General features: G+C 62.1%; 28 protein-coding genes and 4 tRNA genes. 21 read left to right on the forward strand and 11 right to left on the reverse strand.

All coding sequences use genetic code 11. The features are described 5' to 3' along the window. Nucleotides 1–157 precede the first annotated feature (157 nt). Complete coding sequence (locus tag MHY13_RS07680) at nt 158–1,414, forward strand: aminotransferase class V-fold PLP-dependent enzyme (protein WP_204610509.1); 1,257 nt, start codon at nt 158–160, stop codon at nt 1,412–1,414. Here MHY13_RS07680 and MHY13_RS07685 read toward each other — a convergent pair. Beyond that, nucleotides 1,411–2,367, reverse strand: coding sequence for an NAD(P)H-quinone oxidoreductase (locus MHY13_RS07685; RefSeq protein ID WP_239282714.1), 957 nt, complete (start codon nt 2,365–2,367; stop codon nt 1,411–1,413). The genes MHY13_RS07680 and MHY13_RS07685 overlap by 4 nt on opposite strands. Nucleotides 2,368–2,544: 177 nt before the next feature. Here MHY13_RS07685 and MHY13_RS07690 point away from each other — a divergent pair. Both MHY13_RS07690 and MHY13_RS07695 read left to right on the forward strand, forming a co-directional pair. After that, nucleotides 2,545–2,628, forward strand: a tRNA-Ser gene (locus MHY13_RS07690). Between the two features lie 227 nt (nt 2,629–2,855). Beyond that, nucleotides 2,856–3,116 (forward strand): hypothetical protein, encoded by a 261-nt coding sequence (locus MHY13_RS07695; protein ID WP_204610507.1) that lies wholly within the window; start codon nt 2,856–2,858, stop codon nt 3,114–3,116. Between the two features lie 27 nt (nt 3,117–3,143). On the opposite strand, the gene MHY13_RS07700 is transcribed toward MHY13_RS07695, so the two are convergent. The 4 genes from MHY13_RS07700 to MHY13_RS07715 are packed head-to-tail and all read right to left on the reverse strand — an operon-like array spanning nt 3,144 to nt 6,202. Then, a complete protein-coding gene (locus MHY13_RS07700) occupies nt 3,144–4,142 on the reverse strand; it encodes a ThiF family adenylyltransferase (protein ID WP_239282676.1) in 999 nt (332 codons plus the stop codon). Further along, nucleotides 4,139–4,600 carry a molybdenum cofactor biosynthesis protein MoaE gene (locus MHY13_RS07705; RefSeq protein ID WP_239282678.1) on the reverse strand — a complete coding sequence of 154 codons (462 nt, stop codon included), beginning with the start codon at nt 4,598–4,600 and terminating at the stop codon, nt 4,139–4,141. Before MHY13_RS07705 ends, MHY13_RS07700 begins: the two co-directional genes overlap by 4 nt. Then, nucleotides 4,590–5,069: a MogA/MoaB family molybdenum cofactor biosynthesis protein gene (locus tag MHY13_RS07710; protein WP_239282680.1), complete on the reverse strand. Its 480-nt coding sequence runs from the start codon at nt 5,067–5,069 to the stop codon at nt 4,590–4,592. The genes MHY13_RS07705 and MHY13_RS07710 overlap by 11 nt, the downstream gene beginning before the upstream one ends. Continuing rightward, a complete protein-coding gene (locus tag MHY13_RS07715; RefSeq protein WP_239282682.1) occupies nt 5,066–6,202 on the reverse strand; it encodes a molybdopterin molybdotransferase MoeA in 1,137 nt (378 codons plus the stop codon). Before MHY13_RS07715 ends, MHY13_RS07710 begins: the two co-directional genes overlap by 4 nt. Before the next feature lie 59 nt (nt 6,203–6,261). On the opposite strand from MHY13_RS07715, the gene MHY13_RS07720 reads away from it, so the two are divergent. Beyond that, entirely contained in the window at nt 6,262–6,522 is a 261-nt protein-coding gene (locus MHY13_RS07720; RefSeq protein WP_005329732.1) for a MoaD/ThiS family protein, read from the forward strand. Here the strand turns inward: MHY13_RS07720 and MHY13_RS07725 are convergent. Both MHY13_RS07725 and hisC read right to left on the reverse strand, forming a co-directional pair. Next, the gene (locus tag MHY13_RS07725) at nt 6,519–6,911 is read right to left on the reverse strand and encodes a phage holin family protein (RefSeq protein WP_239282684.1); all 393 of its coding nucleotides are present in this window, start codon (nt 6,909–6,911) and stop codon (nt 6,519–6,521) included. The genes MHY13_RS07720 and MHY13_RS07725 overlap by 4 nt on opposite strands. Beyond that, a complete protein-coding gene (gene hisC, locus MHY13_RS07730; RefSeq protein WP_239282686.1) occupies nt 6,912–7,964 on the reverse strand; it encodes a histidinol-phosphate transaminase in 1,053 nt (350 codons plus the stop codon). Nucleotides 7,965–8,072: 108 nt separating this feature from the next. On the opposite strand from hisC, the gene MHY13_RS07735 reads away from it, so the two are divergent. Continuing rightward, a tRNA-Ser gene (locus MHY13_RS07735) sits at nt 8,073–8,161 on the forward strand. Nucleotides 8,162–8,244: 83 nt separating this feature from the next. On the opposite strand, the gene MHY13_RS07740 is transcribed toward MHY13_RS07735, so the two are convergent. Both MHY13_RS07740 and MHY13_RS07745 read right to left on the reverse strand, forming a co-directional pair. After that, a complete protein-coding gene (locus MHY13_RS07740) occupies nt 8,245–8,448 on the reverse strand; it encodes a hemolysin III family channel protein (protein ID WP_239194009.1) in 204 nt (67 codons plus the stop codon). A 104-nt stretch (nt 8,449–8,552) separates the two neighbouring features. Beyond that, nucleotides 8,553–8,936, reverse strand: a complete 384-nt coding sequence (locus MHY13_RS07745) for an NUDIX domain-containing protein (RefSeq protein ID WP_204610497.1) — start codon at nt 8,934–8,936, stop codon at nt 8,553–8,555. 120 nt (nt 8,937–9,056) lie between these two features. Between MHY13_RS07745 and MHY13_RS07750 the strand changes: the two genes are divergently transcribed. The 10 genes from MHY13_RS07750 (at nt 9,057) to MHY13_RS07795 (ending at nt 17,962) form a co-directional block, all read left to right on the forward strand. Further along, the gene (locus MHY13_RS07750) at nt 9,057–9,419 is read left to right on the forward strand and encodes a YidH family protein (protein ID WP_204610495.1); all 363 of its coding nucleotides are present in this window, start codon (nt 9,057–9,059) and stop codon (nt 9,417–9,419) included. After that, nucleotides 9,412–9,720, forward strand: coding sequence for a DUF202 domain-containing protein (locus tag MHY13_RS07755; RefSeq protein WP_204610493.1), 309 nt, complete (start codon nt 9,412–9,414; stop codon nt 9,718–9,720). The genes MHY13_RS07750 and MHY13_RS07755 overlap by 8 nt, the downstream gene beginning before the upstream one ends. A 44-nt stretch (nt 9,721–9,764) precedes the next feature. Next, the gene (locus MHY13_RS07760) at nt 9,765–10,538 is read left to right on the forward strand and encodes an LppP/LprE family lipoprotein (protein ID WP_239282688.1); all 774 of its coding nucleotides are present in this window, start codon (nt 9,765–9,767) and stop codon (nt 10,536–10,538) included. A gap of 90 nt (nt 10,539–10,628) precedes the next feature. Then, complete coding sequence (gene mgtE / locus MHY13_RS07765) at nt 10,629–11,993, forward strand: magnesium transporter (protein ID WP_239282690.1); 1,365 nt, start codon at nt 10,629–10,631, stop codon at nt 11,991–11,993. A gap of 260 nt (nt 11,994–12,253) precedes the next feature. After that, nucleotides 12,254–13,828 (forward strand): DASS family sodium-coupled anion symporter, encoded by a 1,575-nt coding sequence (locus MHY13_RS07770; RefSeq protein WP_239229289.1) that lies wholly within the window; start codon nt 12,254–12,256, stop codon nt 13,826–13,828. A gap of 50 nt (nt 13,829–13,878) precedes the next feature. Continuing rightward, entirely contained in the window at nt 13,879–14,952 is a 1,074-nt protein-coding gene (locus tag MHY13_RS07775) for a GTP-binding protein (protein WP_239282692.1), read from the forward strand. 119 nt (nt 14,953–15,071) lie between these two features. Then, a tRNA-Arg gene (locus tag MHY13_RS07780) sits at nt 15,072–15,144 on the forward strand. Nucleotides 15,145–15,666: 522 nt separating this feature from the next. After that, on the forward strand, nt 15,667–15,858 hold the full coding sequence (locus tag MHY13_RS07785; protein WP_204610484.1) for a hypothetical protein: 192 nt from the start codon (nt 15,667–15,669) through the stop codon (nt 15,856–15,858). 155 nt (nt 15,859–16,013) lie between these two features. After that, a complete protein-coding gene (locus tag MHY13_RS07790; RefSeq protein ID WP_239194328.1) occupies nt 16,014–16,937 on the forward strand; it encodes a DUF418 domain-containing protein in 924 nt (307 codons plus the stop codon). Between the two features lie 2 nt (nt 16,938–16,939). After that, nucleotides 16,940–17,962, forward strand: coding sequence for a trypsin-like serine protease (locus MHY13_RS07795; RefSeq protein WP_239282694.1), 1,023 nt, complete (start codon nt 16,940–16,942; stop codon nt 17,960–17,962). Here MHY13_RS07795 and MHY13_RS07800 read toward each other — a convergent pair. Continuing rightward, entirely contained in the window at nt 17,959–18,987 is a 1,029-nt protein-coding gene (locus MHY13_RS07800; RefSeq protein ID WP_239282696.1) for a prephenate dehydrogenase, read from the reverse strand. The genes MHY13_RS07795 and MHY13_RS07800 overlap by 4 nt on opposite strands. A 39-nt stretch (nt 18,988–19,026) precedes the next feature. Here MHY13_RS07800 and MHY13_RS07805 point away from each other — a divergent pair, with 39 nt between their 5' ends. The 6 genes from MHY13_RS07805 (at nt 19,027) to tgt (ending at nt 24,465) form a co-directional block, all read left to right on the forward strand. Next, entirely contained in the window at nt 19,027–19,506 is a 480-nt protein-coding gene (locus MHY13_RS07805) for a tRNA adenosine deaminase-associated protein (RefSeq protein ID WP_005323176.1), read from the forward strand. Nucleotides 19,507–19,531: 25 nt separating this feature from the next. Further along, a complete protein-coding gene (locus MHY13_RS07810) occupies nt 19,532–19,963 on the forward strand; it encodes a nucleoside deaminase (protein WP_204611388.1) in 432 nt (143 codons plus the stop codon). A gap of 51 nt (nt 19,964–20,014) precedes the next feature. Then, complete coding sequence (locus MHY13_RS07815; protein ID WP_204610479.1) at nt 20,015–20,215, forward strand: CsbD family protein; 201 nt, start codon at nt 20,015–20,017, stop codon at nt 20,213–20,215. A 91-nt stretch (nt 20,216–20,306) separates the two neighbouring features. Then, nucleotides 20,307–20,394 (forward strand) — tRNA-Ser (locus MHY13_RS07820). Between the two features lie 202 nt (nt 20,395–20,596). Further along, the gene (locus tag MHY13_RS07825) at nt 20,597–23,218 is read left to right on the forward strand and encodes an MMPL family transporter (protein ID WP_239282698.1); all 2,622 of its coding nucleotides are present in this window, start codon (nt 20,597–20,599) and stop codon (nt 23,216–23,218) included. A 2-nt stretch (nt 23,219–23,220) separates the two neighbouring features. Further along, the gene (gene tgt, locus MHY13_RS07830; RefSeq protein ID WP_239282700.1) at nt 23,221–24,465 is read left to right on the forward strand and encodes a tRNA guanosine(34) transglycosylase Tgt; all 1,245 of its coding nucleotides are present in this window, start codon (nt 23,221–23,223) and stop codon (nt 24,463–24,465) included. On the opposite strand, the gene MHY13_RS07835 is transcribed toward tgt, so the two are convergent. Next, nucleotides 24,450–25,124 (reverse strand): queuosine precursor transporter, encoded by a 675-nt coding sequence (locus tag MHY13_RS07835; protein WP_179387271.1) that lies wholly within the window; start codon nt 25,122–25,124, stop codon nt 24,450–24,452. The genes tgt and MHY13_RS07835 overlap by 16 nt on opposite strands. Nucleotides 25,125–25,154: the final 30 nt, after the last annotated feature.

A 25,154-nucleotide genomic window follows, 5' to 3' on the forward strand; every position in this document is an offset into this window, starting at 1 on the left:
GCGGGCTGGGCAAACGGGAACTACACGCCGCCAGCCTGCGAAAACAACGGTATCCAGCGAAAATTCAGATTTGGGAAACTTGGGCCAAACGCGTATACAGTAGGGAACCGACCGCCACTGTGTGGCGATGCCTAGCGCGATAAAGAAGGGGACCGTAATGCCAGCAGGAGCTTCGGCACACTACGACGTATTCAGTGTGCGCGGTTTATACACCGGGCTATCTGATGGTTGGACCTACCTCAACGCGCACGCGGTCCCCCAAATTTCTGAGCGCGTCGCCTCCGGCGTGGCGCGCTCCTTCCGGATGTCCACCGCAGTGGCCACCCAGGAGGGCCCAGGCGGCGCCCACTCTGCCACTCCCGCGCCGGGCCGTTTGGAAGGCGATGGTAATTACACCGCCGCACGCATGGCTGTAGCGGATCTGACCGGGTCCAAGGCGGACCGCGTGGTGCTTGGCCCGTCCTTGCCCGTGTTGTACCAGTCCTTGGCGCACGCGGCCCGCCCGCTGTTGGGCAGCAACTCTTCGGTGGTGCTCTCCAAGCTGGATCCACCGTCTTTGTACTCGGCATTTTCTGAGGTCAAGGCAGAAACCCGCTGGGCCCAGCCAGACTTGGGCACGGGTGAGCTGCCAGGTTTCCAATTTGCCGAGCTTGTCGATGGCTCCACGCGCCTCGTTGCCTTCTCCGCCGCGCACGAGCTTTTGGGCACGGTATCCCCGGCCGCCGAGATCATTGACACCGTCCATGAGCGCTCCCGCGCCTGGACGCTTCTCGACGTCTCCGCGATCGCTCCCTACCGCCCCATCAACTTTGATGATCTCGGCGCCGATATCTTGGGCCTCGACCTGGGGCTGCTGGGCGGACCGCAGCTAGCGGCGCTTGTCTTCCGCGATACCCGCATGTTCCGCCGCCTCGACGCCCTCGATCCGGTGCATACCGGCAAGGGTTCTCGCAAGCTGGAAACACCCATTTCCTCTGGCTTGGCCGGCGGTGTCGGACCGCTCGTGGACCATCTTGCCGCCCTCGCCGGTGGGGAGAGCGGCTCGCGCCGCAAGCGCCTGCGCACCTCCATGGATGCGCTCAGCGTCTACTTGGAGGATCTGCGCGCTGACCTCTATTCCTTCTTGAGTACCCTGCCCGCCGTGCATATTCTTGGCGTGACCGGGGAGGCTGCCGCGGGCGCCTCCGACGATCGCCTGCCGCGCCTCACCTTCGCGGTAAAGGGGGTTCCGGCCGAGACGGTTTACAAGCGCCTCTTTGATAACGGACTTGTTACCACGCTTGCCCCGCAGACCCCGTTGCTTACGGAGATGGGCGTGGAAGAAATTGGCGGCGCCGTTACTGTTGCGCTCGGCCCCTTCAACACCTATCACGACGTTGAGCATCTCATCCGCGTCGTAGCCTCGCTGGCTTAAACGGTAAGCACCAAGGTGCCGGTGACCTCGCCGCTGTCTAGGGCGGTGTGGGCCTGGGCGGCGTCGGCAAGCGGGTAAGTAGCATGCAGCGCGTGCTTTACGCGGCCGTCTTCCAGCATGGGCCATATATTTTCTACCGTGCCCGCCACAATCTGTGCCTTGTCTTCTAAGTCGCGGGCGCGCAGCGTCGTGCCCTGGATGGTCAGGCGCTTGGGCAGCATGGCGCCCAAGTTGATTTCCGCCTTGGTACCGCCTTGCATGCCAATGATGATGAGCTTGCCGTCCTTAGCCAGGCACTTCATATTCTTTTCCAGATATTTCGCGCCGATGATGTCCAAAATGACATCGCAGCTTCCCTTCAACTCTTCTACGAAGTCCTGCTCCTTATAGTCGATGAGAATATCGGCACCCAGCTCGCGGCAACGCTCCAACTTCTCCTGCGACCCGGCCGTCACCGCCACCTCTGCGCCGAGGGCCTTGGCTACCTGAATGGCAAAAGTGCCAATGCCGCCGCCTCCGCCATGGATGAGGACGCGCTGGCCCTCGTGAAGGCCTGCCTCAATGCCCAGGTTGGACCACACGGTGCATCCGACCTCAACCACCGCTGCAGTTTCCTCGACGCTCAACCCCTTGGGCACGGGAAGCAGCTGGCCCTGCGGAACCGCGACGTATTCGGCGTAGCCACCACCGGCAAGCAGGCAGCCCACCTCGGTGCCTACCTCCCAGTTCGTATCCCCGGCATCGGCAATGGTGCCTGCTGCTTCTAAGCCCAAGATTTCGGACGCTCCCGGTGGCGGCGGATAGGCACCCATCGTTTGCAAGATATCGCCGCGGTTAACGCCGGCCGCCTGCACCTTCACAAGCACTTCGCCTGGACGCAGCTGTGGGACAGCGACTTCGTGGAGCTCTAAGGACCGACGATCCTGCGGGTCGGTCTGAACGATGGCCTTCATGTGTGTTGTAGTCATGGATCCAATCTAACGAACCCTGTGTGTCCTGTGCCACGAAAATCGGAGTAACCTACTGCGACATTCGGTGTTGCAGGTGGCTTTTTGGGAAACCGGGCTATCTATTTAGTACACTGACCAAGTTGCTTCGTAGACACGATGAGTGTTTTCGAAGAACACCATGGAGACGTGGCAGAGCGGCCGAATGCACCGGTCTTGAAAACCGGCGAGGTAATACCTCCGCGGGTTCAAATCCCGCCGTCTCCGCAGCTGCCTAAGCTTCCTTTCTAAATTAAAGGAGCATAGAAGCTTATAGCTTCTGAGTGAGAGAGTGCAGTATTAAGGCACCCTACCGATCCGGTAGGGTGCCTACTCACGTTTTGGGACGGATGCGCCGAGAGGCAGTGAAAATTAAGTCCACGGCCAGTCAGCGTTTACATTGAGCTCCTACCTTGAGGTACGGACTTTCAAACACCGTTAACGTCGAGGCGACTATGACAAGTTGCATTTCCTACTTGGCAGAGGACCAGATACCGGCATCGTATGACTGGCTATGGAGCGGGCTAGGAGCCGTCATCGTTATTGGGCTGTTGGTCTTTTGGTTGGCCTCTCTCATTTCCATCATCCGTTCGGGATATAGCGTTGGCGTCAAGGTATTGCTGGTGATGGCGGCATTTGCCTACCCATTCCTCGGGCCACTTGTATGGTTCCTTTTTGCGCGAAATAAGGAGCATAAGACCAAAATCGACCGTTAGGCTGCGGTCTTGCCAAGGGGCATTCGGTTACTGCTGCTCGAGCCAGGAATTGATGCCGCCGCGCAAGGAGACGACGTGGGGGAAGCCGCGTTTGCGGAGGACATCGACGGCTTGGGCGGAGCGGATGCCGCTGGCGCAATAGATAACGGCCGCAGCATCTGGTTCGATGTCAGGATCTTCGCCGGCGAGGATGCGGTCGAGCTCAAAGTGTGCGGAATTGGGGATCGCGGATTGGGCACGCTCGGGGGAGGTGCGGACGTCGATAAGCGGGGCGTGCGGGGGAATCTCGCGGACCTCGGGGGCGTCGGCAGGCTGGGTTGGTTGTGCGCCGGTGGGCTGGAGGGGAATGTATTCCCAGGTACCCGATAGGGCGTCGAAGTAGCCGAGCGTGCCGATGAGTGGGGTGCCCACGCCGGTGATGAGTTTGAGGGCTTCGAGCGCCATCGCTGAGCCGACAACGCCGACCACTGGGCCTAGGACTCCGGCCTGCGAGCAGGAAGGAACCTCGCCGGGTGCGGGAGCTGTAGGAAAGACATCCTCGTAGACGGGGCCGTGGCCGGACCAGAAAACGCTGAGTTGGGCATCGAAGCCCAGGATGGAGGCCCATACGTGCGGGATGCCGAGCTCGTGGGCAGCCCAGGAGCTGAGGTAGCGCGCGTCGAAGTTATCGGTGCCGTCGAGGATGAGGTCGCAGCCGCGCAATTGTTTTAGTGCCGTCGCCGATTCGAGGCGGCCGTGGCAGGTGATGTCCACCTCTGGATTGAGTGCGCGGACGGCGGCCGCGGCGGACTCCGTCTTCGGTGTGCCGATGGCGGCGGTGGTGTGGATGACTTGGCGGTGCAGGTTGGAGGGGGAGACCACGTCGTCGTCGAAAAGCGAAATGCGGCCCACACCCGCTCCGGCGAGGTAGAGCAGGGCCGGGGAGCCCAGGCCGCCGGCGCCAATGACCGCTACGTGGGCGCCGCTGAGCTTGCGCTGGCCCTCCTCGCCCCAGAGCGCTTCCTGGCGGGCATAGCGGATGCTCATTCCAGGCCCACCCAATTGGTGGAGCCATCGCCGTGGCTTTGCTCCTTCCAGATGGGGACCTCTGCCTTGACGCGATCGGCGCATTCCTCGGCGGCACGGAATGCATCGCCGCGGTGCGCGGCGGCAGCTACTACGGCAAAGGCGAGGTCGCCTACCTTGAGATCCCCCGTGCGGTGGGCGGCCCACAGGCGCACAGGGTGGTTGGCTGCGACGGAATCGGTGACGTCTTGCAGCTTCTCTGGCGCGGATGGGTGGGCGCTATAGGAAAGCAGGGTGACATTCGGCCGGCCGCCATCGTGATCGCGCACAACCCCTTCAAACGTGACTACAGCACCCATGGCGGCCGTGGCGGCCTCTTCTTTGGCAGCGGCAAGGAGGGACTCAAGGGGTTGATCACTCAGAAGCGTGTCGATGGTGCACCCGGTTTGCTCGGCCACATAGGAGGGATCAGTGCTCATGTTTTCCTTCTAACATATCGACGATCGGAACGATTAATTCTTCCAAAACCGCGCAGCCGTCTTTTACCCCGCCGGTAGAACCGGGAAGCGTCATGGCAAAGGTGGAGTCATTGACGCCGGCAATGGCGCGAGAAGCTACCGCGGTGGGCACGGTTTCCAATCCCTTCTGCCAGAAGGCCACCGCGATGCCGGGCAGCTCGCGGGTGATATGTGGGGCGACGGCCTCTACCGTGCGGTCATCGTGCGTCAGCCCGGTGCCGCCAGAGGTCAGGATGACCGCGGGCTTTTCGGCGAAGGCGGCGGCAACGGCGGCGGCGATCTCGGCATCGGGGACGATGCGCGCGCCGGGACAGTCAAAGCCCTTGCGGCGCAAGAAATCCACCGCGATGGGGCCGGAGCGGTCGTCGTAAATGCCCGCGGCAGCGCGGGTAGAGGCGACGATGACGATGGCGGTGCGCTGTGGACTCATAGTGGGTAAACCTCCACTTCCTGGCCTTTTTCTAGGTGTTGACCGGCAGGGATGCGGATGAGATGGGTAGCGTCTGCCGCTTGGGCGAGCAGGTGGGAGCTGGCACCACCGAGGATATGGGCGCGGGAATCGACGCGCCCGCGGCGAAATTGATCCCTGTGCGGAAGGCCCTCGATGCCCGCGGCAAGAGGGACGCAGAATGGCTCCGGTTCCCAACCGAGCGCAGGGGCAACGAAGAGGCGGAAACTTACCAATGTGGAAACGGGGTTTCCCGGCAGGCAGATCACCGGCGTGCCGCGGAATGAGGCGATGCCCTGCGGGCCGCCGGGCTGCTGGTCCACATGGCCGAACCAGCCATCGAGCACCTGGCGGACTACTTCAAATTTCCCGGCGGAGATTCCGCCTGAGGTAATGATGGCGTCCGGGCGGTGGTGCGCGATGGCTTCCGTGAAAGCGCGCTCTAGGGCCTGTGGGTCATCGTTGGTAGTAATATAGCCCGCGACGTCGATGCCGACGCGGCCGGCCATTGCCGTTAAGAGTGGCGCATTAGCATCCGGAATGGCGGCGCTGCCGTGGCCGATCTCGGCGCCGCCGGTGCAGATGAGGATGCGGGCGGGGCGGTAGACCTCTACCTCGGCGATTCCTTGGGAGGCGAGGGCGGCCAAGCGCACAGGGGTGAGTTTATCGCCGCAGGCGGCAAGGAGGGCGCCTTCTTCCAGATCGGAGCCGGTGCGGCGGATGAATTGGCCTGGCGAGGTCTCTGGCACGGTGATGCGGCCGCCCGGGGCGAGGAATTCTCGTGGTTCGCAGCGCTCGATGGGCACGATGGCTGCAGTTCCTTCCGGCACCTTGGCGCCGGTCATGATGGGGCAGGCGCTGGCAAGTGGGCCGTCGAGAACCTGGGCGGGCTCAGTGCCGGCCGCGATGGTGGGGCCCACCGGGTAGGTCCCGGCCGCACACTGCGGGAGGGCGTAGCCATCCATCTGGGAGTTATCAAAGCGAGGGGAGGGGAACCCGGCGTGGATATCCGCAGCCAGAACCATATCCTGCGCCTGGGTGAGGGGCACGGTGGTGGCTTGGCGTGCGGGCAGGGCCGCTGCGACCTCGCGCGCGTGAGTCTCGGGTGTGCGCATGGCGGCTAGTTTACCCGCGGTCTCGACATGACATGGGCGTGCGGGGCATAGTAGAGGGCATGTTGACCGTTCACTATTTCGCCGCCGCCCGCGCCGCTGCGGGCGTGGCTTCTGAGCAGGTAGAAGCCCCCGCCACCTTGGGTGATCTGGTGGCGCAGCTGAGCGAGGAGCATACCGGCACCACCGAGGCCGGCATGAGCCTGAAGGAGGTCTTGGGGCGCTGTAGCTTTCTTATCGACGGCGCCGGGAACACCGCCATGGATTCCCCACTGGCTGGCGTTACCCGGGTGGACGTCCTGCCGCCGTTTGCGGGCGGCTAATCGCGCTGGCGCAGCGGACTGGTAAAGAAATTGATGACGCTGCTGACGATGGAGAGCACGATGGCGCCGATAATCGCCGCACCCCACGAATCGATGACGAGGTGTCCGATTCCGAGGTCAAGCGTATTGAGCGCCCATTCCACAATGATGAGCGCCGCGCCGTTAATGACTAGGGAGAACAGCCCAAGCGTCAAGCAGGTCAGCGGCGCGCCAAGGACACGCAACACCGGCATGACCACTGCATTAATGATGATGAAGACGATGGCAATGGCGATGAAGTTTCCGGTTTCGGCCGGGGTGATGGTGATGCCGGGAATGACGGTGACTACCGCCCACAGTGCCACCGCGATGGCAAAGACGTTCAGGGCAAAGTTAATGAGTGAGCGCATTTAGCCTCCTATGATTGCGTTCCACGCCTGCAGCAGGGTGTCGGTTTCTTCCTCGGTGGTTACGGTAATGCGTAGGCCTTCGCTAAATGCCCGCACGAGCACGCCGCGTTCGGCCAGGCGAGCGGCCACCTCCTGCGGGGTACCAAGGCGGGCCAGATTCGCGGCCGGCAACCAGACGTGGTTTGCCTCGGAATGCGGCACTCCCCAGTCCTGCAAGGCTTCTTCTAGGCGCTCGCGCTGGGCGACGGCCTCATCGGTGCGCTCCCGCAGCGAATCCTGCGCCGCCAGTGCCGCGCGCGCACCAACCTGCGCCACGGTGCTGGCGGAGAAGGGGATGGCCACCTTATTGAGGGCCTCAATAATATTTTCCGGGCCAAAGGCATAACCGATGCGCACCCCGGCCAGGCCATAAGCCTTTGAGAAGGTGCGCAGGCACACCAGGTTGGGATAGGTGCCCACCAGCTCCGTACCCAGCGGAATATTGGTGGCACGGTTGTATTCGATATAGGCCTCGTCGAGGGCAACGAGGACGTCGGCAGGCACGGCATCCATGAAGGCGGCGAACTCCTCCTTGGTCACCGTGGTGCCGGACGGGTTATTGGGATTGCACACGAAGATAAGCCGGGTCTTGTCCGTAATCTTGTCCGCCATGGCCGGCAGATCCACGCGCTGGTCTGCACCTAGCGGAACCGGGATGGGGTGGGCGCCGACTACCTGGGCGAAGATGGGGTAGGCCTCGAAGGAGCGCCATGGGAAGAGAATTTCATCGCCCGGAGTGGCGGCAATTTCTACCAACTGTTGGCACAGCGCGGACGATCCGGTGCCCACCGCAACCTGTCCATAATCCACACCCAGGTGCGCGGCGAGGTCCTCGCGCAGCGCGGTGGCCGCAATATCCGGGTAACGGTTGGCCTTCGTCACGGCCTCCGCCATGGCCGCGGCCGCCTCCGGCAGCGGCGGGTGCGCCGCCTCGTTAGAGGAGAGCTTGAGCGCGTCATCATTGCGCGCACCGGCGACGTAGGCGGGGATGGCTTTCAGGTCTGGGCGAATCATGCCTCCCACTTTAGGGCCTGCATCTTTGCTGCGGGCGCGAAAGCAGGGGGCTAGTTTGGCAGCGGCGGGGCAGGCAGGTATTCTCAAACGAGGTTCCTTGCGAACCGTGGAGATGTGCCAGAGCGGCCGAATGGGGCTCCCTGCTAAGGAGTTGACCCTTCTGGGGTCCGGAGGTTCGAATCCTCTCATCTCCGCCATCTAATCCCGAGCGTGCGAGCTCGGGATTTTCTCATTTCAGGTGGCGGCGCAAAGCTCTGGTTAAGGGTTAAGAATTCTGCTATTAGCGCTGGTACGCGGCGCAGCGGCGGAAGAGCACGAGCATGCCGGTGCCGAAGATAAAGCTTCCGGTAAATGCCGCAGCACGCAAAGAAGTGACCTCGTGGAAGAGGGCGGGCACCAAGAGAATGGCGATAACAGAGCTAATAACTCCGAGGACGAGGATACAAATCGTTGTGATAGGCCCAGGTGTGGATGGTTGCGGCATGGCGGGGTGTCCTTTCATCAATAAGTCCTGATGAAAATAACTTTAAGTTAACCTCCTAGGAGGTGCAATAGGAAGCGAGAAAGCGCCTTAGAGCCGGTCGGGGGTTAGGGACGCAAGGCGGGAAAGACCTCGTCGCGCAAGAGGTGGGCGAGCTCGCGGTCCGGGTTGGTGGGGTCGACCCACGCGATTTCGGCAATTTCTGCGGCAGCGCGGGCAAGGACGGGGCGCGGATAAGTAAAGATGCGTCCGCGCACGGTCTCGCCGGGTTCGTTGGCGGCCGGGGCATCGAAGGTCCCGAGTGGGGATAGCTCAGGGAGGCGGACATCAACGCCGATTTCCTCTGCGACCTCGCGGGCCGCGGCCTGTACTGGGGTTTCGCCGACCTCTAGCTTGCCGCCGGGCAGCTGGAACTTGGTGGAAGACTCCTTGCGCACGGTGAGGACATGGCCAAAGGAATTACGGAAAACTACGGCGGCAACTTCAATCATGTGCCCGACTATAACTCGCGGCAGCGGATTAATTCAGAAAGCCTGGTACCCACTCGCGCCCACACACAGACCGTCGGGCTTATCACGACGCGGATGGCAAATGAATATAAAGTGGTACCCATGAGTGACTCGAGGTTTCCCCGCTCGGTGTTCGCGGTTGGCACCGACCCTGATCCGCGTTTCACGCTTGCTAATGAACGCACGTTCTTGGCATGGATCCGCACCTCCCTGGCTTTGATTGCTGGTGGCGTGGCGCTGGAGGCCTTTGACGTGCCCCTGCCGGCTGAATTGCGCTCTGCAGTGTCGGTATTTATGCTGGTCGTCGCCATTATTCTGCCGCTCGTGGCATGGGTGCATTGGAAGCAGTCCGAACGCGCGATGCGCGAGGAACGCCCGTTGCCCTTTAGCTTTGCCATCCCGGTGCTCGTCGTGGCGATCATGGTGGTAGCGGGCGCGCTTGTAGTGGGCGAGTTCCTTGGCTAGCCCACTTTTTGATCCCGGCCTGCAGCCCGAACGCACCCGCCTATCGTGGCAGCGCACCCTTCTGGCGTTGTCCTTGGTGGTGCTGGGGGTAATGCGGGCGGTAAGCGTGCACGTCTTCTTGCCACTGGTCTTCCTGGCCGCCGGCGTTGTGGCGTTGGCCTTGGCTGTGTGGCAGCGTGCCGCGCTTGTCGACGCCGCCTTGTCCACCCACCGCTCCCTCCCCCACGCCATCATCCTTGTGAGCACCGCGGGGCTCGTGTCCCTGCTGGCTGCCTTCGCGCTGTGGGGGCTCTTCTTCTAGGTTTTCACCCGGCCTGGGAAGCCGCGGCGCTGTATATTATGCCTATGCCTAAATCCCTATCTCTCCCTCTTGCCGTCCTCGCGGTGACCGCCGTTGCCGCCTTGAGCGGCTGTTCCAATTCCACTGACTCCACCGAGGCCGCGGATAAGCCGAATTTCACCGGCACTGCCCCGAGCTCCTCTGCGGCGGCCGCTTCCGATACAGAGGCCGAGTCTCAGTCCTCGGCCACGGACTCCCCGGCAGAAGAAACCACCACCGAAGCCGCAGCGGATAAAGATGAAAACGATGCAGACAAGGACGCCGAGGGCGGCGGGAAAAATAAGATCATCCCGGTAGAGGCGCTCGATTCCCTGTGGGTACCGGCGTTGTGCGATAACCAAGCTGGCAACCTAGAAGGCGGCTTTTTGCCGGAAAACCTGAAGGCCGGCTACCCCCATGCGATGGCTGGCCTGAAACGGAATCAGGACGATACGCCAAAGGGCGCCTACGCGGATATCAACGGTGATGGCAGGGACGAAGCCGTTATTACCTACGTCTGTAATAAGGGCGGTACGGGGTGGCCGGATAACTTGCTGATCTATGACAACGACCTGAATTACCTCACCAAGGTGGATGATTGGGAACGCGAGGGAATGCCACCCGCGCGTGGGCATATCCAGCAGCTGCAGTGGACCAAAGATACGGTCACCGTTACCTGGCGTGCCTATGCTGACGATGACCCGGCCTGCTGCGCTACTGAAGAATTCACCGGAAACCTCACGTTGGACGGGGATAGGCCGCACCTTGCGGTAACCGGTCACCGGCAGGTTGCCGGCTAGCGGCATTCCCTGCATCATGGCGTAGTCTAAATGGGCTGTAATTAATACTCAGGGAGCGAAATCCCAGAGGCAAGAAAGGCAGGCAGGGCGATGGCGGAGACCACCGAGCAGGCTAGCGATATCGTCGAAGCGTGGCTGAAACAAGAAGACGCCATCGATCCACAAAAGGCCCCGCGCCTGCAAGAACTTTTGGATAGGGTGCCGCTGCAGGATCTCATCGCCGTCGTCGAGCGGCAAAATGCCATCCGCGCGGCGCTGGCCCTGCGCCTGTTGCCGCGCCAAAAATCGATCGCCGTCTTTGATGCCCTCGATGCCAAGCACCAGGCGGATATCATCGATGAGCTGGGCAATTCCGATGTCTATGAGTTCTTCGATGAGCTCGATCCGGAAGACCGCGTGGCCTTGTTGGACGAGCTGCCCGCGGAAATTGCGGACCGCCTGCTGCGCTCGCTGACTCAATCCAAGCGCGATGTCACAGGCGTGGTGCTGGGCTATGACAAGGGCTCGGTGGGCCGCCGCATGTCGCCCGAGGTTCCCGTCATCCACCCAGAGATGAGCGTAAAGGATGCCCTGTACAAGCTGCGGGAAATCGCACACGAGCTAGAGACCATTTATACCGTGCCCATTACGCGCGAGGATCGGCGCTTGGTGGGCGTGGTCAGCCTGCGCGAGATTTTTACTGCCGATGCCGCTCTCACCATGGCCGATATTATGCAGGAACCCGTCTTTGCCCAGGCCGGCGATGATGCGGAGGAAACCGCCCGGTGGTTCCTGCCACTGGATATGCTCGCGCTGCCCGTCGTGGATGAGTCGCACCGCCTTGTCGGCCTGCTGACGTGGGATGACGCCACCGATATCGTGGAGGAAGAAGATAGCGAGGACTCTGCTCGCGCCGGCGGTACCGAGGCCCTCCAGCAGCCGTACCTGTCCACTCCGCTGCTCAAGCTGGTGCGTTCGCGCATCGTGTGGCTGCTTGTGCTGGCCGTCTCTGCGCTGCTGACGGTGCAGGTACTCGATTCCTTCGAAGACACACTGGCCAAGGCCGTGGTTCTCTCGCTATTTATTCCGCTGCTGACCGGCACCGGCGGTAATACCGGCAACCAGGCGGCTACCACGGTGACGCGTGCCTTGGCGCTGGGCGACGTCCGCACGCGCGACCTTCTCGCCGTCATGTGGCGCGAGCTGCGCGTCGGCATGCTGCTCGGCGCCGTGCTAGGACTAGCCGGCCTGGCGCTGGCCACCCTGGTCTATGGCCTAAGCATCGGCCTCGTCATCGGCTCGACGCTGTTTTTGATCTGTTCCATTTCCGCGACCGTCGGCGGGCTTATGCCCATCGTGGCTAAGACCATCGGCGCCGATCCGGCGGTCTTTTCCAACCCCTTCATTTCTACCTTCTGCGACGCCACGGGCCTGATTATCTACTTCCTGATTGCCAAGACCGTGCTGGGCATCTAGCACACCTCCCTGCGGTTCGGGGGTGGGGAAGTGGTGGGGACATTTCCGGTTTCAGGCAGGTGCGATGTGTGCTCTATGGGGGTGCGGGGGTGCTTGCGTGTGGCGGGATATGGTTTCTGCGTCACATGTTTTGTATGGTCAGTGCATGCTTCGCAGTGAACTGGATAACTTTCGGTCTGCTGCCTCGGCCTAGCTAATAAACTGGGAAATACGGAGCATAACCCACAGCACAATCCCCTCTAAGTGAAGGAGCGCGCGGTATGACCACCCCGCATACTCACGAATCTACCGCCCACACCGAAGGTGACGAGGCCCCCGGAGCGCCGCGCAGCGAGTGGCGCCGCCAGTTCATCGGCCTCTTCATTGGCTTGGGCTTGGCCGTACTGGTCTTCTTTATCTTCCCCTCGAATGCGATCGAGACCGTACAGGGCTCCGCGGGTGCAGATCCGGAAGCCGAGTACACGCTCAGTGCCATCCGCACCGTCGCCGCAGTAACCATCTTGATGGGTGTGTGGTGGATGACGGAGGCCATTCCGCTCGCCGCCACCGCGCTGCTGCCGCTGATCATCTTCCCGCTCGCCGGTGTGGGCACGATTAAGGAAGTAGGCGCCCCATACGCGTCCGCCACCATTTTCTTGTTCATGGGTGGCTTCCTGATTGCGCTTGCCCTGCAGCGCTGGAACCTGCACCGCCGCCTAGCGCTATACGTGGTGAAAATCATCGGCACCTCGCCCAAGCGCCTGATCTTGGGATTCATGCTGGCTACCGGCTTTTTGTCCATGTGGGTATCTAATACCGCCACGGCAGTGGTGATGCTGCCGATCGGTACCTCGGTGCTCGCGCTGACCGCGGAAACCGTAGGTGGTTGGGATAAGCAAAAGAAGTTTGCCACGGCACTGATGCTCGGTATCGCGTATTCCGCCTCCATCGGTTCGCTGGGTACGCTCATCGGCACCCCGCCGAATGCCTTCCTCAATGCATATATGGCCGATACCTGGGGCGTGACCCTCGGCTTCGGCCGGTGGATGGCGGTCGGTGTGCCGCTCGCCGTGATCTTCTTGCTGATTGCCTGGGCCCTGCTTATCACCATTTTCAAGCCGGAGATGAAGGATATTCCAGGCGGGCGCGAGCTCATTAACGACGAAATTAAGGCACTCGGCCCCTGGACCCGCCCTCAGATCATGACCGGCATCATCTTTGTCCTCGCCGCCGCAGCCTGGGTTACCCTGCCTTTGGTCCTCAAGAAATTTGAGAATTATGACGATGCCATCGTGGGTATCGCCGCCGGCACCTTGCTCTTTATCCTGCCCGCGGATAACCAGCGCCGCATCCGTTTGCTGGACTGGAAGACGGCCAATGAAATGCCGTGGGACGTCCTCCTGCTCTTCGGCGGCGGCCTGTCGCTGTCCTCGGTCTTTAATTCCTCCGGCCTGTCCCTGTGGATTGGTGAGATGGCCAAGGGGCTAAGCGTCCTGCCGGTTGTCCTCATCGTCTCTGCCGTGGCTGCGCTGGTGCTCTTCCTGACGGAGATCACCTCCAATACCGCGACGGCGGCTACGTTTATCCCGATTATGGGTGGTGTTGCCGTGGGCGTGGGGCTTACTGCCGATGGCGATATCAACGTCCTTCTCCTCACCATCCCGGTGGCCCTCGCGGCAACCTGCGCATTCATGCTTCCTGTCGCTACCCCGCCGAACGCCATTGCCTATGGTTCTGGCTACGTCAAGATTGGCGAGATGATCAAGGGTGGCCTTGGCCTCAATATCATCGGCATCTTCCTCATCACGCTGACGGTGTACTTGCTGGCAGTGCCAATCTTCGGCCTGTCCATTTAAGATTAGGAGCTTCGTAGCCATTCCCTAATGAAAAACGTTACCATTAGGGAATGGCTACACCCGTTACTGTACTGTCCGGATTTTTGGGCAGCGGAAAAACCACGCTCTTGAACCACCTGCTTGCCAACCGCGAAGGGCGCAAGCTTGCCGTCATCGTCAACGACTTCTCCGAGGTAAATATCGATGCCGCCATCGTTGCTGGCGAAGGGCACCTCGAGCGCGGCGAGGACCGCTTTGTCGAGCTATCCAATGGCTGTATCTGCTGCACCCTGCGCGAAGATCTCATCGAATCCGTAGGTAAGCTGGCCCGCTCCGGCCGCTTCGATCAGATCGTCATCGAGTCCACTGGTATTTCCGAGCCTATGCCCGTGGCCGCCACCTTTGAATGGGAGTTTGCGGACGGCACCACGCTTGCCGACGTCGCCCCTATTGACACCATGGTCTCTCTCGTGGATGCTTCCACCTTTCTTGATTACCTGCGTCGCGGCAAGAGCCTCGCGTCCGAGAATATTGAGGCCACACCCAGCGATGATCGCACCGTGGCGGACCTACTCGTGGACCAAGTCGAGTTTGCTGACCTCATCCTTGTTACCAAGACCGATCTGGTTGATGCTGCCGAAACCGAACGCGTCATCGCGACCGTTCGCGCTATGAACCCCCGTGCTCGAGTCGTAATGGTCACCGATGGTGCCATTGACCCACGGCTGGTCCTTGATGCCCACCTGTACGACGCCGCCACTGCCGCGACTTACCATGGCTACGCCGAGGAGCTGGCTAAGCCGCACACGCCCGAAACCGAGGAATATGGCATTTCCTCCGTCGTTTTCCGCGCCGACTGCCCCTTTAACCGCGACCGTCTGCTCGCCGCCCTTCGTGCCAGTACCGGCCTGGTGCGCTCTAAGGGGTATTGCTGGCTCGATACCGATCTTCAACTCGCCCACGCTTGGCAGCAGGCTGGGCCTAACCTTCAAATCCTGCCCGCTTCGCTCTGGGCTGCAAATGATGTGACGCCCGGTACCGAAATTGTCCTTATCGGTATCGACTTCGATCACCGGTCCACCCTCAGGGCGCTTCAGGGTGCCTTGCTTTCCGACGTCGAAGTTGCCGCCCTCATCGCTTCCTAATTGCCTCCGTTTCCGTCAGGTGAACGGCGGGTGAACAGGCGATTTGTTAGTTTTCCGGACCGTGGGTATAGTAAATTCTCGTTGCACAGCAGAGCACACGCACTGCTTACCAACGGTCTGCGCCCGTAGCTCAACGGATAGAGCATCTGACTACGGATCAGAAGGTTGGGGGTTCGAATCCCTCCGGGCGCACAAATGTCATGAGTCGCGACATGTTTGACAGATGAGTCGCGACATCGTTAACAAACCGGCATTCCAGTTGCTTTTTGTTCTGGGGTGCCGGTTTCTTCGAACAGGCGAGCAGTGCCAGGGCGCATCGTTCCAAGCAGCAGTACCAAGACGCCGTAAGAACACCTACGTCTGACGGGCGGAGCCCTTTCCCTCTTGGGCTCTAGAAGGTGCCTTAGGCCCTGAATGGCCGCACTCTATTTCGACGCCACCGGATTGGCGTACAGCTTTGACGATGGCCATATTGCGGTTAGGACTGTTCATAGTGTCAAACATGTCCCGACTCACCAGTCAAGCATCACCCGACACGGTAAGGTAGCCCTAAGCGTCAAATATGTCGCGGCTGATCTGTCAAGCATCACGACGATTCCCTCAGGCACAGACTGTCAAATATGTCATGAACTCAGACACCTCCGGGCGCACAAAATCAGCCGCCTTCGGGCGGCTTTTCTTGTATCTTAGCCCGCCTCACCCAGGTCTCGATCTATGAAGTCTTCCTCGCTTGTTTCCGGCCTCATTGCCGGCGCCATCCTTGGCTTAATGCTGTGGCTGGGCTCTGGCATGTTCTGGCTCTTTTTGGCCGGCTTGGCCATCGGCATCGCCGCAGCCCCGCTTCTAAAGCTGGCCGCCGATCCTTCCCGTTCGCGCAAGCGCCGCGATAGTTCCTTCCGTGACTAGTTCTACACAAGTCTCACCCAATCCACTTATAAAATGCAGGACACGTATAAAATATTTCCAGCAACCTTCCAGACAGACTTAGTAGAAAAAGAAAGTCTTTATTAACAAGGGGAGCGCGGTGACGCGTTCCCCTCCGTCTTGAAGGAGAACGCTAGGTGTTAGCACCCTCGCGCATTGTAGGGCTCGATATAGCCCGCTCACTTGCGATTATCGGCATGATAGTTTTGCATATGGCCTCCTTGGTGTGGCATACCAAGGTCATTTTAAATGGCCTGCCCGCCGCACTATTCGCCGTTCTGGCCGGCGTCACGTTGATGCTTATTTCCCGCGATTTCACGGCGACTACGTTCCTGCGCATCATCGCCCGCGGCTGCATAATTACGTTTATCGGCCTTGCCCTGCTGCCCGTGGGCGGCGAGATTCAAATCGTCCTCGTGGTCATCGGCATCACGATGATCCTGGTGTCCTGGGTCCCGCCGCTGCGCTGGTGGTGGAAGCCCCTGCTCCTCGCCGCCGCCACCGCTGCCGCGACCATAAAATATGCGCCGCTGACCCTTCCGCAGGTCTATCCACTGCTGGCCTATTGCGCCTATTTCCTCGCTGGCATGCTGCTCTATGAGGTCTATATCCGCAGCTCCCGCGCCGCTGCCCAGTGGGTGTCCACCGCCATCGCGGCCGCCGTTGCGGCTGCCGGTTTTTACTTCCGCTTTAACCCGGATATGCCTGGTTGGCTGCGCTTTACCGGCCACACCGGCGTGCTAGGAGAGATTGTCCTATCCATCGCCGTCGCCGCCATCGTCCTGCACCTATGCCTGCTTATCGGTTGGACGGTGCCTAAGTTGGCGTATCCCTTTGCTGCGCTGGGCGCGATGTCGCTAAGCATCTACATCCTGCATGTGCTCACCGCTTACTACTGGCAGAGCCACGTTTCCCTCCACAACACCGGGTGGGCCTGCGCGTTTATCGCCCTCTTCCTCGTCCTCGCGAGCCTATGGCGCCGCCTGATAGGGAAGGGGCCGGCCGAATGGGCCGTCGCTAAGACCATCGCCATCGCCGTTCCTGCCGGAAAGAAGGACTAATCATGCAGCACAAAATCTTCCCCGCCCTCCTTACCGCCGGCATCGTGGCATTAACCGCCGCCCCTGCCAGCGCCCTCGAGCGCGGCGAGCCGGCCCAAGACTCGGCCGAGTCTCGCACCGTGGCGCAATTGAAAATCGGGCGCGTGGGCAGCTTCGGCGATTGCACCGGCACCCTCGTGGCCGCCCAGTGGGTCCTTACCGCGCGCCACTGCCTCGAGTCCGTCAACAACGAGGGCACGCAGGCCCGCATCAATGGCACCACCTACGACGCCGATTCCTGGGCGCTATCTCCGCTTTCCGACGCCGCCCTTCTCCACCTCACCACCCCCGTCACCGACACCACCCCGGCCGAGATTTCCACTCACGTGCCAGAACCTGGCCAGCGCGGCACGCTTTACGGCTGGAGCAGCAGTTCCTCCATGGCACGCCGTGGCCAGCTGCCGCAGGCGGAGATGGAAGTGGCCGAGCTCCTCGGCGCCGGCCCTGCTAGCCCCGCCAGCTCCACTGCACCAGGTGCCGCAGACGCCTCCGAGGTTGCCGCCGAGGATGCCGCTGGCGGAGAAAGCATTCCTGCGGCCGAGGCCATGCCGGGGCTCAGCGCACCAGAGGGGACAGAAAGTGTGCCGGCCGGCGAAGCGATGCCGCTGATTGAAAGCGCGATCCTTGATGTGCACTCCACCGGCCGCGCCGGCATGCAGGGCGGTGACTCCGGCGGTCCCTTCTTCGTCGACGGAAAGCTTGCCGGCCTGGCCACCGCGGGAACGGCGAATGGGGATCCGGACTTGCCCTCGCCAAGCGCGGCAATCACCACGCTGGCCGGCACCAAGGATTGGATAGAAGGCGTGGTGAGCGGCCGCGATAAAGACGCCATCCTTTCCGCTAAGACCACCCCTGAACCGCCGAAAACCCCGCAGACCAGTGCAGATCATGCGGGGATCTATGCGGGCATAGCCGCCATCGGCCTGATCGCCGCCGCGGTGCTGGCGCGGATTCCCCGCCTGCGCAACCGCGGCCGCAAGGGCTAGAAAATCTCGATGCGTCCGCCCAGGGATTCGGTTTGGCGCAGCTGTGCCACCCACTTCGGGCCGCCTGGGTGCAGGCGCAGCACCGGGCGGGAAGAAATCTTTATCGGGGAGACCGATTCCTTGCGTGCGCCGGAGCGGGCATCGATGCGGGTGCGGGCGCGGTAGCCGGCGTCGCTAAGCTCAGCGATGGAAGGTTCGGGGGAGTTAAGCTTCTCGCGGGCATCGCGCAGCAAGTCCAAGGCTTCGTCCAATGCTTCCACCAACGCCGGCGCATTGGTCTCGCACATCTGCTGCACCAGCTCTGGGTGCGTGCCGGCCACGCGGGTAGCGTCCTTGAAGGAACCGGCAGACAGGGACTGTGCCAGGATTCCGCCGTTATCGCCCACCACGGCGAGGATCTCCGCAAAGACGTGCGGCAGGTGGGAAATGCGTGCCACCGCGGCATCGTGATTAGCCACGCGGATAGGAATCGCCTCTGCGTGCACCATCTGGGTCATGCGCACGACCTCGGTGAAGGTCTCAATCCACTGCTTCGGAATCTTTTCCCCGCGCGCCTCACACTCGGCGGCGTAGTCATAGGTAATGCCCCACGCCGCGCGGCGGAACAGGTCCTTCTGCGAGTTATCCCAACCGGACTTGGACGTGCCTGCCATCGGGTGGCCGCCCACGTAGCGCGCCTCCATTCCGCGCTCCAGTACCTGTTGGCGTACGGCTGTCTTAACGGAAACGACGTCCGTAATACCGCAGCTCGGTGCGTGCTCCTGAATGGCGTCGAGCACCCCGCCCACCGCGCCCATGGGCACGGCTATGACAATGAGCGCGTTCTCCGTCTCCGCGCGGGTCAAAATCGCCGGAAGATCATCGGTGACGTCAAAACCCTGCTTTACTGCAGTGCGGGCGCCAGAAGTGGAGTGGTTGTATCCAAAAACGGGGTGATTATATCCGGCGAGATCGCGCAGCAAAGAGCCGCCGATGAGGCCGAGGCCGATAATGCAGATGGGGCGTTGAACATCTTGAGAACTCACGATGACAATTGTGGCACAACACGACTAATCTCACGAGGTATGAGCAACGAAAATTACTCCTTCGCAGTAACCGTCGCCCGCAACGCGGGCCAATGGCTGGTGCGCAGCTTCAACGATGACTTTGAGGATCCGCAGACCTCCATCAATGCGGTGCGCAGCCTGCGTTCCGAGGGCGCTGCGTTCGCGCTGCTGTGCGTGGAGGATGCCTATTTTATTGCCGTGCGCCCGGTGCCGGGCGGGGTGAAGATGCTCATCTCGGACGCCACCTATGGCGTGGACGATGACTTTGCCGCCGATTTCATGGATATCAACGATCATGAAATCCCGGATGTGGATCCCGAAGAGGCCGATCCTTATGGCGAGGGCGATTTCGATATCTTCGCCGACCTTGGCCTATCCGAGGACCAGGTGGGCTACATCATCGACAATGATGAAGACTGGCCTTCCGATATGTTGCTGCGCATCGCCGGCGAGCTCGGCTTTGGCGATGAGTTGGAAGACGTCATTGATAACGCCTGAGCCCCTGCTGCGCGCTGAGGCTCGGATGCGCCGCGCCCTCGACGTCGCCAAGCGTACGCCGGCCGGCGACGTCCCCGTGGGTGCGGTACTGTACGACGCCGCCGGAACCGAACTTGCCACCGGCGTCAACCGCCGCGAGGAGCTTGCGGACCCCACCGCCCACGCCGAGGTCGAGGCCATTCGCCAGGCCGTCCGCGTGCATGGCGATGGCTGGCGGCTTTCCGGTTGCGAGCTCGTCGTCACCCTGGAACCTTGCGCCATGTGTGCCGGTGCGTTGCAGGCCGCGCGGGTGTCCTCCGTGGTCTTTGGCGCCTTCGAGCCCAAGACGGGCGCGTGCGGCTCGCTTATCGATGTCCTGCGTGCCCCCACCGCCCCCTTTACCCCGCAGGTCCGCGGCGGCGTCCTCGAAGGTGAATGCGCTGGGTTGCTCCGAAACTTCTTCGACGGCCTGCGCTAAACGCGCGTACACTGGGCGTTATACAACAACCGTCTACTCAAAGGAGTGATTATGGGCGATTTGGAAAACAAGAAGGATGGCCTCGTAGGCAAGGCAAAGGAAGCCTACGGCGACGCTACCGGCAACGAGGACGTAGCTAACGAGGGCAAGGCCGACCAGGTCACCTCCGAGGCTAAGGACAAGCTGTCTGACGCCGCTGAAGGCGTTAAGGACAAGGCCAACGAGGTTATCGGCGGCCTGAAGGACGACTAATCCTCGTTCCTCGTTTCCACATCTCGCTGCGCTGGCACCCCGCCGGCGCAGCGATTTTGTCGCTCGGGCCCACTCCCGTAATCTGGAACGCGGTGGCGTGTCCGAGCGGCCGAAGGTGATCGCCTCGAAAGCGATTGTTGGGTAACCCCCAACCGCGGGTTCAAATCCCGCCGCCACCGCACCGGGATCCCGGCCTGTTTGCGCAGGTCGGGATTTTCTTTTGCCCAATTTTCCGGGAGGCGCGGGGAATCCGGCTGGCTGGCCGCCAGCTGTGAAAACTGGGACGCAGGTGGCTTCGCGATAGGGGATTAGAGGGGATGGCCACTACACTAGGGCAAAGTTCAACCCGTCCCCCACGCGAATGCAAAGGTACATCTACCCGTGGCTAAACTGCTTTATCGTCTTGGGCGCTGGTCTTTCCTCCATAAGTGGAAGGTCATCGTGGCATGGCTGCTGCTGCTCGCCGCCGTCGGCGGTGCCGCCGCCTTGCTGATGAAACCGATGACGAGCGAGTTCTCCATCAAGGGAACCCCGTCCATCGACGCCACCTACAAGACCATGGACCTCTTCCCAGAGGGCGGCAACCCTGCCAACTCGCCCTCGGTCAACGTGGTCTTCAAGGCCCCAGACGGCCAGAAGCTTTCTGATCCCGCCAACCGCGAGGCTATCGACGCCACCATCTCCTATCTCGAGGACAACCTGGAGATGGGCGATACCACGCGCTTTGGCAACCCGCTTGAGGTCTCTCCTCGCCTGCAGGACCAGGTCATCCACCAGTTCACGGATATGGGGCTACCGGAAGCATCCGCCCGCGCGGACGCAGATAACCTCGCCATGGTCAATGATGACGAGACCATTGCCTACACCACCTTCAATTTCGACGCCGAGTCGCCCTATAGCGTGGAGCAGGCCGACAAAGACACCGTTACCGACGCAATGAACATCGCCCGCGACCGCGGCCTCACGGTAGAAGGCAATGGTGCCGGCTTCGGCGATGAAATCGCGGTCAATTCCACCTCTGAGATCATCGGTCTCGGCGTTGCCTTTATCGTGCTCATCTTTACCTTCGGCTCCCTGGTGGCCTCGGGCATGCCTTTGGTGTCCGCCGTCATCGGCGTGGGACTAGGCGCGCTGGGCATGTTCATTGCCACCCACTGGATTGAGCTCAATAATATGACCCCGGTCCTGGCCATCATGATTGGCCTTGCCGTGGGCATTGACTACGCGCTGTTTATCCTGTCGCGCTACCGCGCCGAGCGCCGCCGCATGGACGGGCCCGATGCCGCAGGCATGGCGGTGGGAACCGCCGGCTCCTCCGTGGTCTTTGCCGGCGCGACGGTCTTTACCGCACTCTTCGCGCTCCTCATTGCGCGCATCGGCTTCCTGACGGCCATGGGCTTGGCCGCTGCCGGCACCGTCGCCATCGCCGTATTGGTCTCGCTTACGCTCATCCCCGCGATGCTCGGCGTGCTGGGCGATAAGGCCTTCAATGGCCGCATCCCCGGCGTGGCCGGCAACCCGACCCGCAAGGGCAAGCGCCGCCGTGGTCCCACCATGGGCAACCGCTGGGTGCGCCTGGTCCAGAGGGTCCCCGGCCTGGCCATGGCGTTGGTTGTGCTCTCCCTGGGCGCGATGACCGCGCCGGTGCTCCACATGGAGCTCGCCCTTCCGGCCGATACCACCTCCAATCCCGATACCACCCAGCGCAAGGCCGCCGACATCATGTCCGAGGGCTTCGGCCCCGGCGTCAACGGCCCCTTCCTCGCCGTGGTCGATGCCCACACGGTCAACGCGGATGCCGGCGCCCTCGCCCCGCTTGTCGACGCCCAATCCCAGCCCGAACCAGCCCCCGCCCCCGAGGACACTGCACCAGACGCGGAGGCCGCGCCCGAGGGCGCTGCACCAGAGGACGGTGCGCCGCAGGACGTTGCGCCGGAGGACGCAGCCCCTGAGCAGCCGCAGCCGGAGCAAGACCAGCCCGCGGCCGAGGCCGAGCCGGAAATCGCCCCGGCCGCCGAGGTAGTAGACACCTCCGCAGACGCAGCGGACAATTCCTCGCCGGAGGATAAGGCCGCGCTCGCGTCCTTCCTGTACACCGCGGACCAGCTCAAGGGACTGGGCGGCGTGAAGCACGCACAGATCGTCGGCCTGAGCCAGGACCAGCGCGCCGCGCAGATCATGGTCACCCCAGAAACCGCGCCGACGGACGCCGCGACGGTCAACGTCGCGCATGCGCTTCGCTCGGCCACCAGCGAGATCGAAGACGCCACCGGTACCGACATCGGCTTGACCGGCCTGACCGCCGTGCAGCTCGATATCACCGAGCGCCTCGAGGAAGCCATGGCGCCGTACCTGGCCATCGTCGTGGGCCTGGCCATCGTGCTGCTGCTGTTGGTCTTCCGCTCCATCCTGGTGCCGCTGGTTGCGGGCCTGGGCTTCCTGCTGTCCGTCGGCGGCGCCTTCGGCCTGACCGTGCTGGTGTGGCAGGAAGGCCTGTGGAACCTAGTCCCCGCGCCGGGCCCGCTGATTTCCTTCATGCCCATCTTCCTCATCGGCGTGACCTTTGGCCTCGCGATGGACTACCAGGTCTTTTTGGTCACCCGCATGCGCGAGCATATCTCGCGGCATCCGGAGGGCACCGGCGGCCGGTATAGCGCCGTCGATGAAGCCACCATCACCGGCTTTACCCAAGGCGCCCGCGTCGTTACGGCCGCGGCCATCATTATGATTTCGGTCTTTGTGGCGTTTATTAACCAGCCGCTGCCCTTCATCCAGATCTTTGGCTTTGCCTTGGCCGCCGGCGTGCTTTTCGACGCCTTCTTTATCCGCATGACCCTCGTCCCCGCGACCATGTTCCTCATGGGCCGCGCGACATGGTGGATGCCTAAGTGGCTGGCCAAGATCTTGCCCACTCTAGACATTGAAGGCACCGCCCTCGAAGAAGAATGGGAAGCAAAACACGCCACCCCAGCCCCTATCCCCGCAGATGAGGAAGAAGAATAGAAATGGACTTGAGCTTCGACGTCGGCAAGCGCCTGCCCGAAGGCCCCGGCAAGCACGGCCGCAGCGGTGTCATCCACACCCCACACGGTGATATTCGCACCCCGGCTTTCATCCCGGTGGCCACCAAAGCGACGGTAAAGACGCTGACTCCGGAGCAGATTCGCTCCACCGGGGCACAGGCCATCTTGTCGAATGCATACCACCTCTACCTGCAGCCGGGCCACGACATCGTAGATGAGGCCGGCGGCGTGGCCAAGTTTGAAAACTGGCACGGACCGACCTACACCGACTCCGGCGGATTTCAAGTGATGTCGTTGGGCGTGGGCTTCAAGAAAGTCCTCGCGATGGATATCGCGGACCTCAGCGATAAGGACATTCGCGCCGCCAAGAAGGAACGCATGGCGCAGGTGGACGAGGACGGCGTGGATTTTAAATCCGTCATCGACGGCTCCAAGCACCGCTTTACCCCCGAGAAGTCCATGCAGATCCAGCACGGGCTGGGCGCAGACATCATGTTTGCCTTCGACGAGCTGACCACGCTGGTTGATACGCGCACCTACCAGGAAGAATCCGTCGCGCGCACGCACCGCTGGGCCAAGCGCTGCCTGGACGAGCACGACCGCCTCACCCGCGAGCGCGCCCACCGCCCGAAGCAGTCGCTGTGGGGCGTTGTTCAAGGCGCGCAGTACGAGGATCTGCGCCGCCAAGCCACCCGCGGCCTGCTCGACCTCGACCGCGCCGCCCGCGAGGACGGCAAGCGCGGCTTCGGCGGCTTCGGCATCGGCGGCGCGCTGGAAAAGGAAAACCTGGGCACCATCGTCGGCTGGGTCTGCGATGAGCTACCCGAGGACAAGCCGCGCCACCTGCTCGGCATCTCCGAGCCGGACGATATCTTCACCGCCGTCGAGGCCGGCGCCGATACCTTTGACTGCGTGGCGCCCACCCGCCTGGCGCGCCGCGGCGGCGTCTACACCCTTGACGGCCGCATGAACCTTACCAATGCGCGCTTCAAGCGGGATTTTGCCGGCGTGGACGAGGAATTCGGTGGCTACGTATCCGAGAATTACTCCCGGGCCTACCTGCACCACCTGCTCAAGGCGAAGGAATTCCTCGCCGGCACGCTGTGCACCATCCACAACGTGGAGTTCATGATTCGCCTGGTGGATAATATCCGCGCCGCCATCGACGGCGGCTATTACGAGGCCTACCGCGATGAATTCCTCGGCCGCTATTACGCCGGCAAGTAGTCCTCGCGTTTCTTCACCCACTTAATGACCGCGGCCGTCACCGGCAGCATGACGGCCTCCATCAGGGTCTTCCATACGAAGCCCACGATGACGTAGTTGATAAATCCACCCACGGTGTCCACGCCGATAACCGGCGCGGCGATGGCGCAAAAGAGCAGCGTATCGCCGAACTCGCCCACCACGGTGGAGGCGATAAGGCGCGCGAAGAGGCCCTTTTCGCCGGACCGCTTCTTCATGGCGGTCAGCGTCCAGGCATTCAGCAGCTGGCCCACCAGGTAGCCGGCCAGCGAAGCTGCCAGGATCTGCGGCATCAGGCCGAGCGTGGCGGCGAAGGCCTCTTGGCCCTCGTAGAAATCGGCTGCCGGCAGCCAGATGGCGATATAGAAGCACACGGCCGCCAGAATTGCCATCGCGAAGCCGATGTAGACCGCGCGCCGGGTGGACTTGAAGCCGTAGCACTCGGAGAGCACATCGCCGACAATATAGGCCAGCGGGAAGAGGAAGAAGGCGCCGTCGGTAACCAGCGGGCCGAGCTGCACGCCCTTAGTGGCGTTGATATTAGAAATCAGGAAGGTCACCACAAATACGGTGACCAGCCAGGGGTAGAGGGTGGAGCGGACGGGAATGAAGCGCACCTCAGCGCCGTTCGATTTTTCCATGCCCGCCATTGTGCCAGCCCGTAGACTGTG

The sequence above is a fragment of the Corynebacterium sp. ACRPE genome, assembly GCF_022347435.1.
Classification (GTDB): domain Bacteria; phylum Actinomycetota; class Actinomycetes; order Mycobacteriales; family Mycobacteriaceae; genus Corynebacterium; species Corynebacterium tuberculostearicum_D.

Coding starts and splice junctions, on each gene's coding strand:
- MHY13_RS07805 (WP_005323176.1), top strand. CDS start 19,027: ATGAGCAACGAAAATTACTCCTTCGCAGTAACCGTCGCCCGCAACGCG.
- MHY13_RS07810 (WP_204611388.1), top strand. CDS start 19,532: ATGCGCCGCGCCCTCGACGTCGCCAAGCGTACGCCGGCCGGCGACGTC.
- tgt (WP_239282700.1), top strand. CDS start 23,221: ATGGACTTGAGCTTCGACGTCGGCAAGCGCCTGCCCGAAGGCCCCGGC.
- MHY13_RS07775 (WP_239282692.1), top strand. CDS start 13,879: ATGGCTACACCCGTTACTGTACTGTCCGGATTTTTGGGCAGCGGAAAA.
- MHY13_RS07740 (WP_239194009.1), bottom strand. CDS start 8,448: ATGCCGCAACCATCCACACCTGGGCCTATCACAACGATTTGTATCCTC.
- MHY13_RS07720 (WP_005329732.1), top strand. CDS start 6,262: ATGTTGACCGTTCACTATTTCGCCGCCGCCCGCGCCGCTGCGGGCGTG.
- mgtE (WP_239282690.1), top strand. CDS start 10,629: ATGGCGGAGACCACCGAGCAGGCTAGCGATATCGTCGAAGCGTGGCTG.
- MHY13_RS07685 (WP_239282714.1), bottom strand. CDS start 2,367: ATGAAGGCCATCGTTCAGACCGACCCGCAGGATCGTCGGTCCTTAGAG.
- MHY13_RS07710 (WP_239282680.1), bottom strand. CDS start 5,069: ATGAGTCCACAGCGCACCGCCATCGTCATCGTCGCCTCTACCCGCGCT.
- MHY13_RS07700 (WP_239282676.1), bottom strand. CDS start 4,142: ATGAGCATCCGCTATGCCCGCCAGGAAGCGCTCTGGGGCGAGGAGGGC.
- MHY13_RS07750 (WP_204610495.1), top strand. CDS start 9,057: ATGAGTGACTCGAGGTTTCCCCGCTCGGTGTTCGCGGTTGGCACCGAC.
- MHY13_RS07835 (WP_179387271.1), bottom strand. CDS start 25,124: ATGGAAAAATCGAACGGCGCTGAGGTGCGCTTCATTCCCGTCCGCTCC.
- MHY13_RS07815 (WP_204610479.1), top strand. CDS start 20,015: ATGGGCGATTTGGAAAACAAGAAGGATGGCCTCGTAGGCAAGGCAAAG.
- MHY13_RS07745 (WP_204610497.1), bottom strand. CDS start 8,936: ATGATTGAAGTTGCCGCCGTAGTTTTCCGTAATTCCTTTGGCCATGTC.
- MHY13_RS07785 (WP_204610484.1), top strand. CDS start 15,667: ATGAAGTCTTCCTCGCTTGTTTCCGGCCTCATTGCCGGCGCCATCCTT.
- MHY13_RS07760 (WP_239282688.1), top strand. CDS start 9,765: ATGCCTAAATCCCTATCTCTCCCTCTTGCCGTCCTCGCGGTGACCGCC.
- hisC (WP_239282686.1), bottom strand. CDS start 7,964: ATGATTCGCCCAGACCTGAAAGCCATCCCCGCCTACGTCGCCGGTGCG.
- MHY13_RS07680 (WP_204610509.1), top strand. CDS start 158: ATGCCAGCAGGAGCTTCGGCACACTACGACGTATTCAGTGTGCGCGGT.
- MHY13_RS07725 (WP_239282684.1), bottom strand. CDS start 6,911: ATGCGCTCACTCATTAACTTTGCCCTGAACGTCTTTGCCATCGCGGTG.
- MHY13_RS07715 (WP_239282682.1), bottom strand. CDS start 6,202: ATGCGCACACCCGAGACTCACGCGCGCGAGGTCGCAGCGGCCCTGCCC.
- MHY13_RS07795 (WP_239282694.1), top strand. CDS start 16,940: ATGCAGCACAAAATCTTCCCCGCCCTCCTTACCGCCGGCATCGTGGCA.
- MHY13_RS07770 (WP_239229289.1), top strand. CDS start 12,254: ATGACCACCCCGCATACTCACGAATCTACCGCCCACACCGAAGGTGAC.
- MHY13_RS07705 (WP_239282678.1), bottom strand. CDS start 4,600: ATGAGCACTGATCCCTCCTATGTGGCCGAGCAAACCGGGTGCACCATC.
- MHY13_RS07695 (WP_204610507.1), top strand. CDS start 2,856: ATGACAAGTTGCATTTCCTACTTGGCAGAGGACCAGATACCGGCATCG.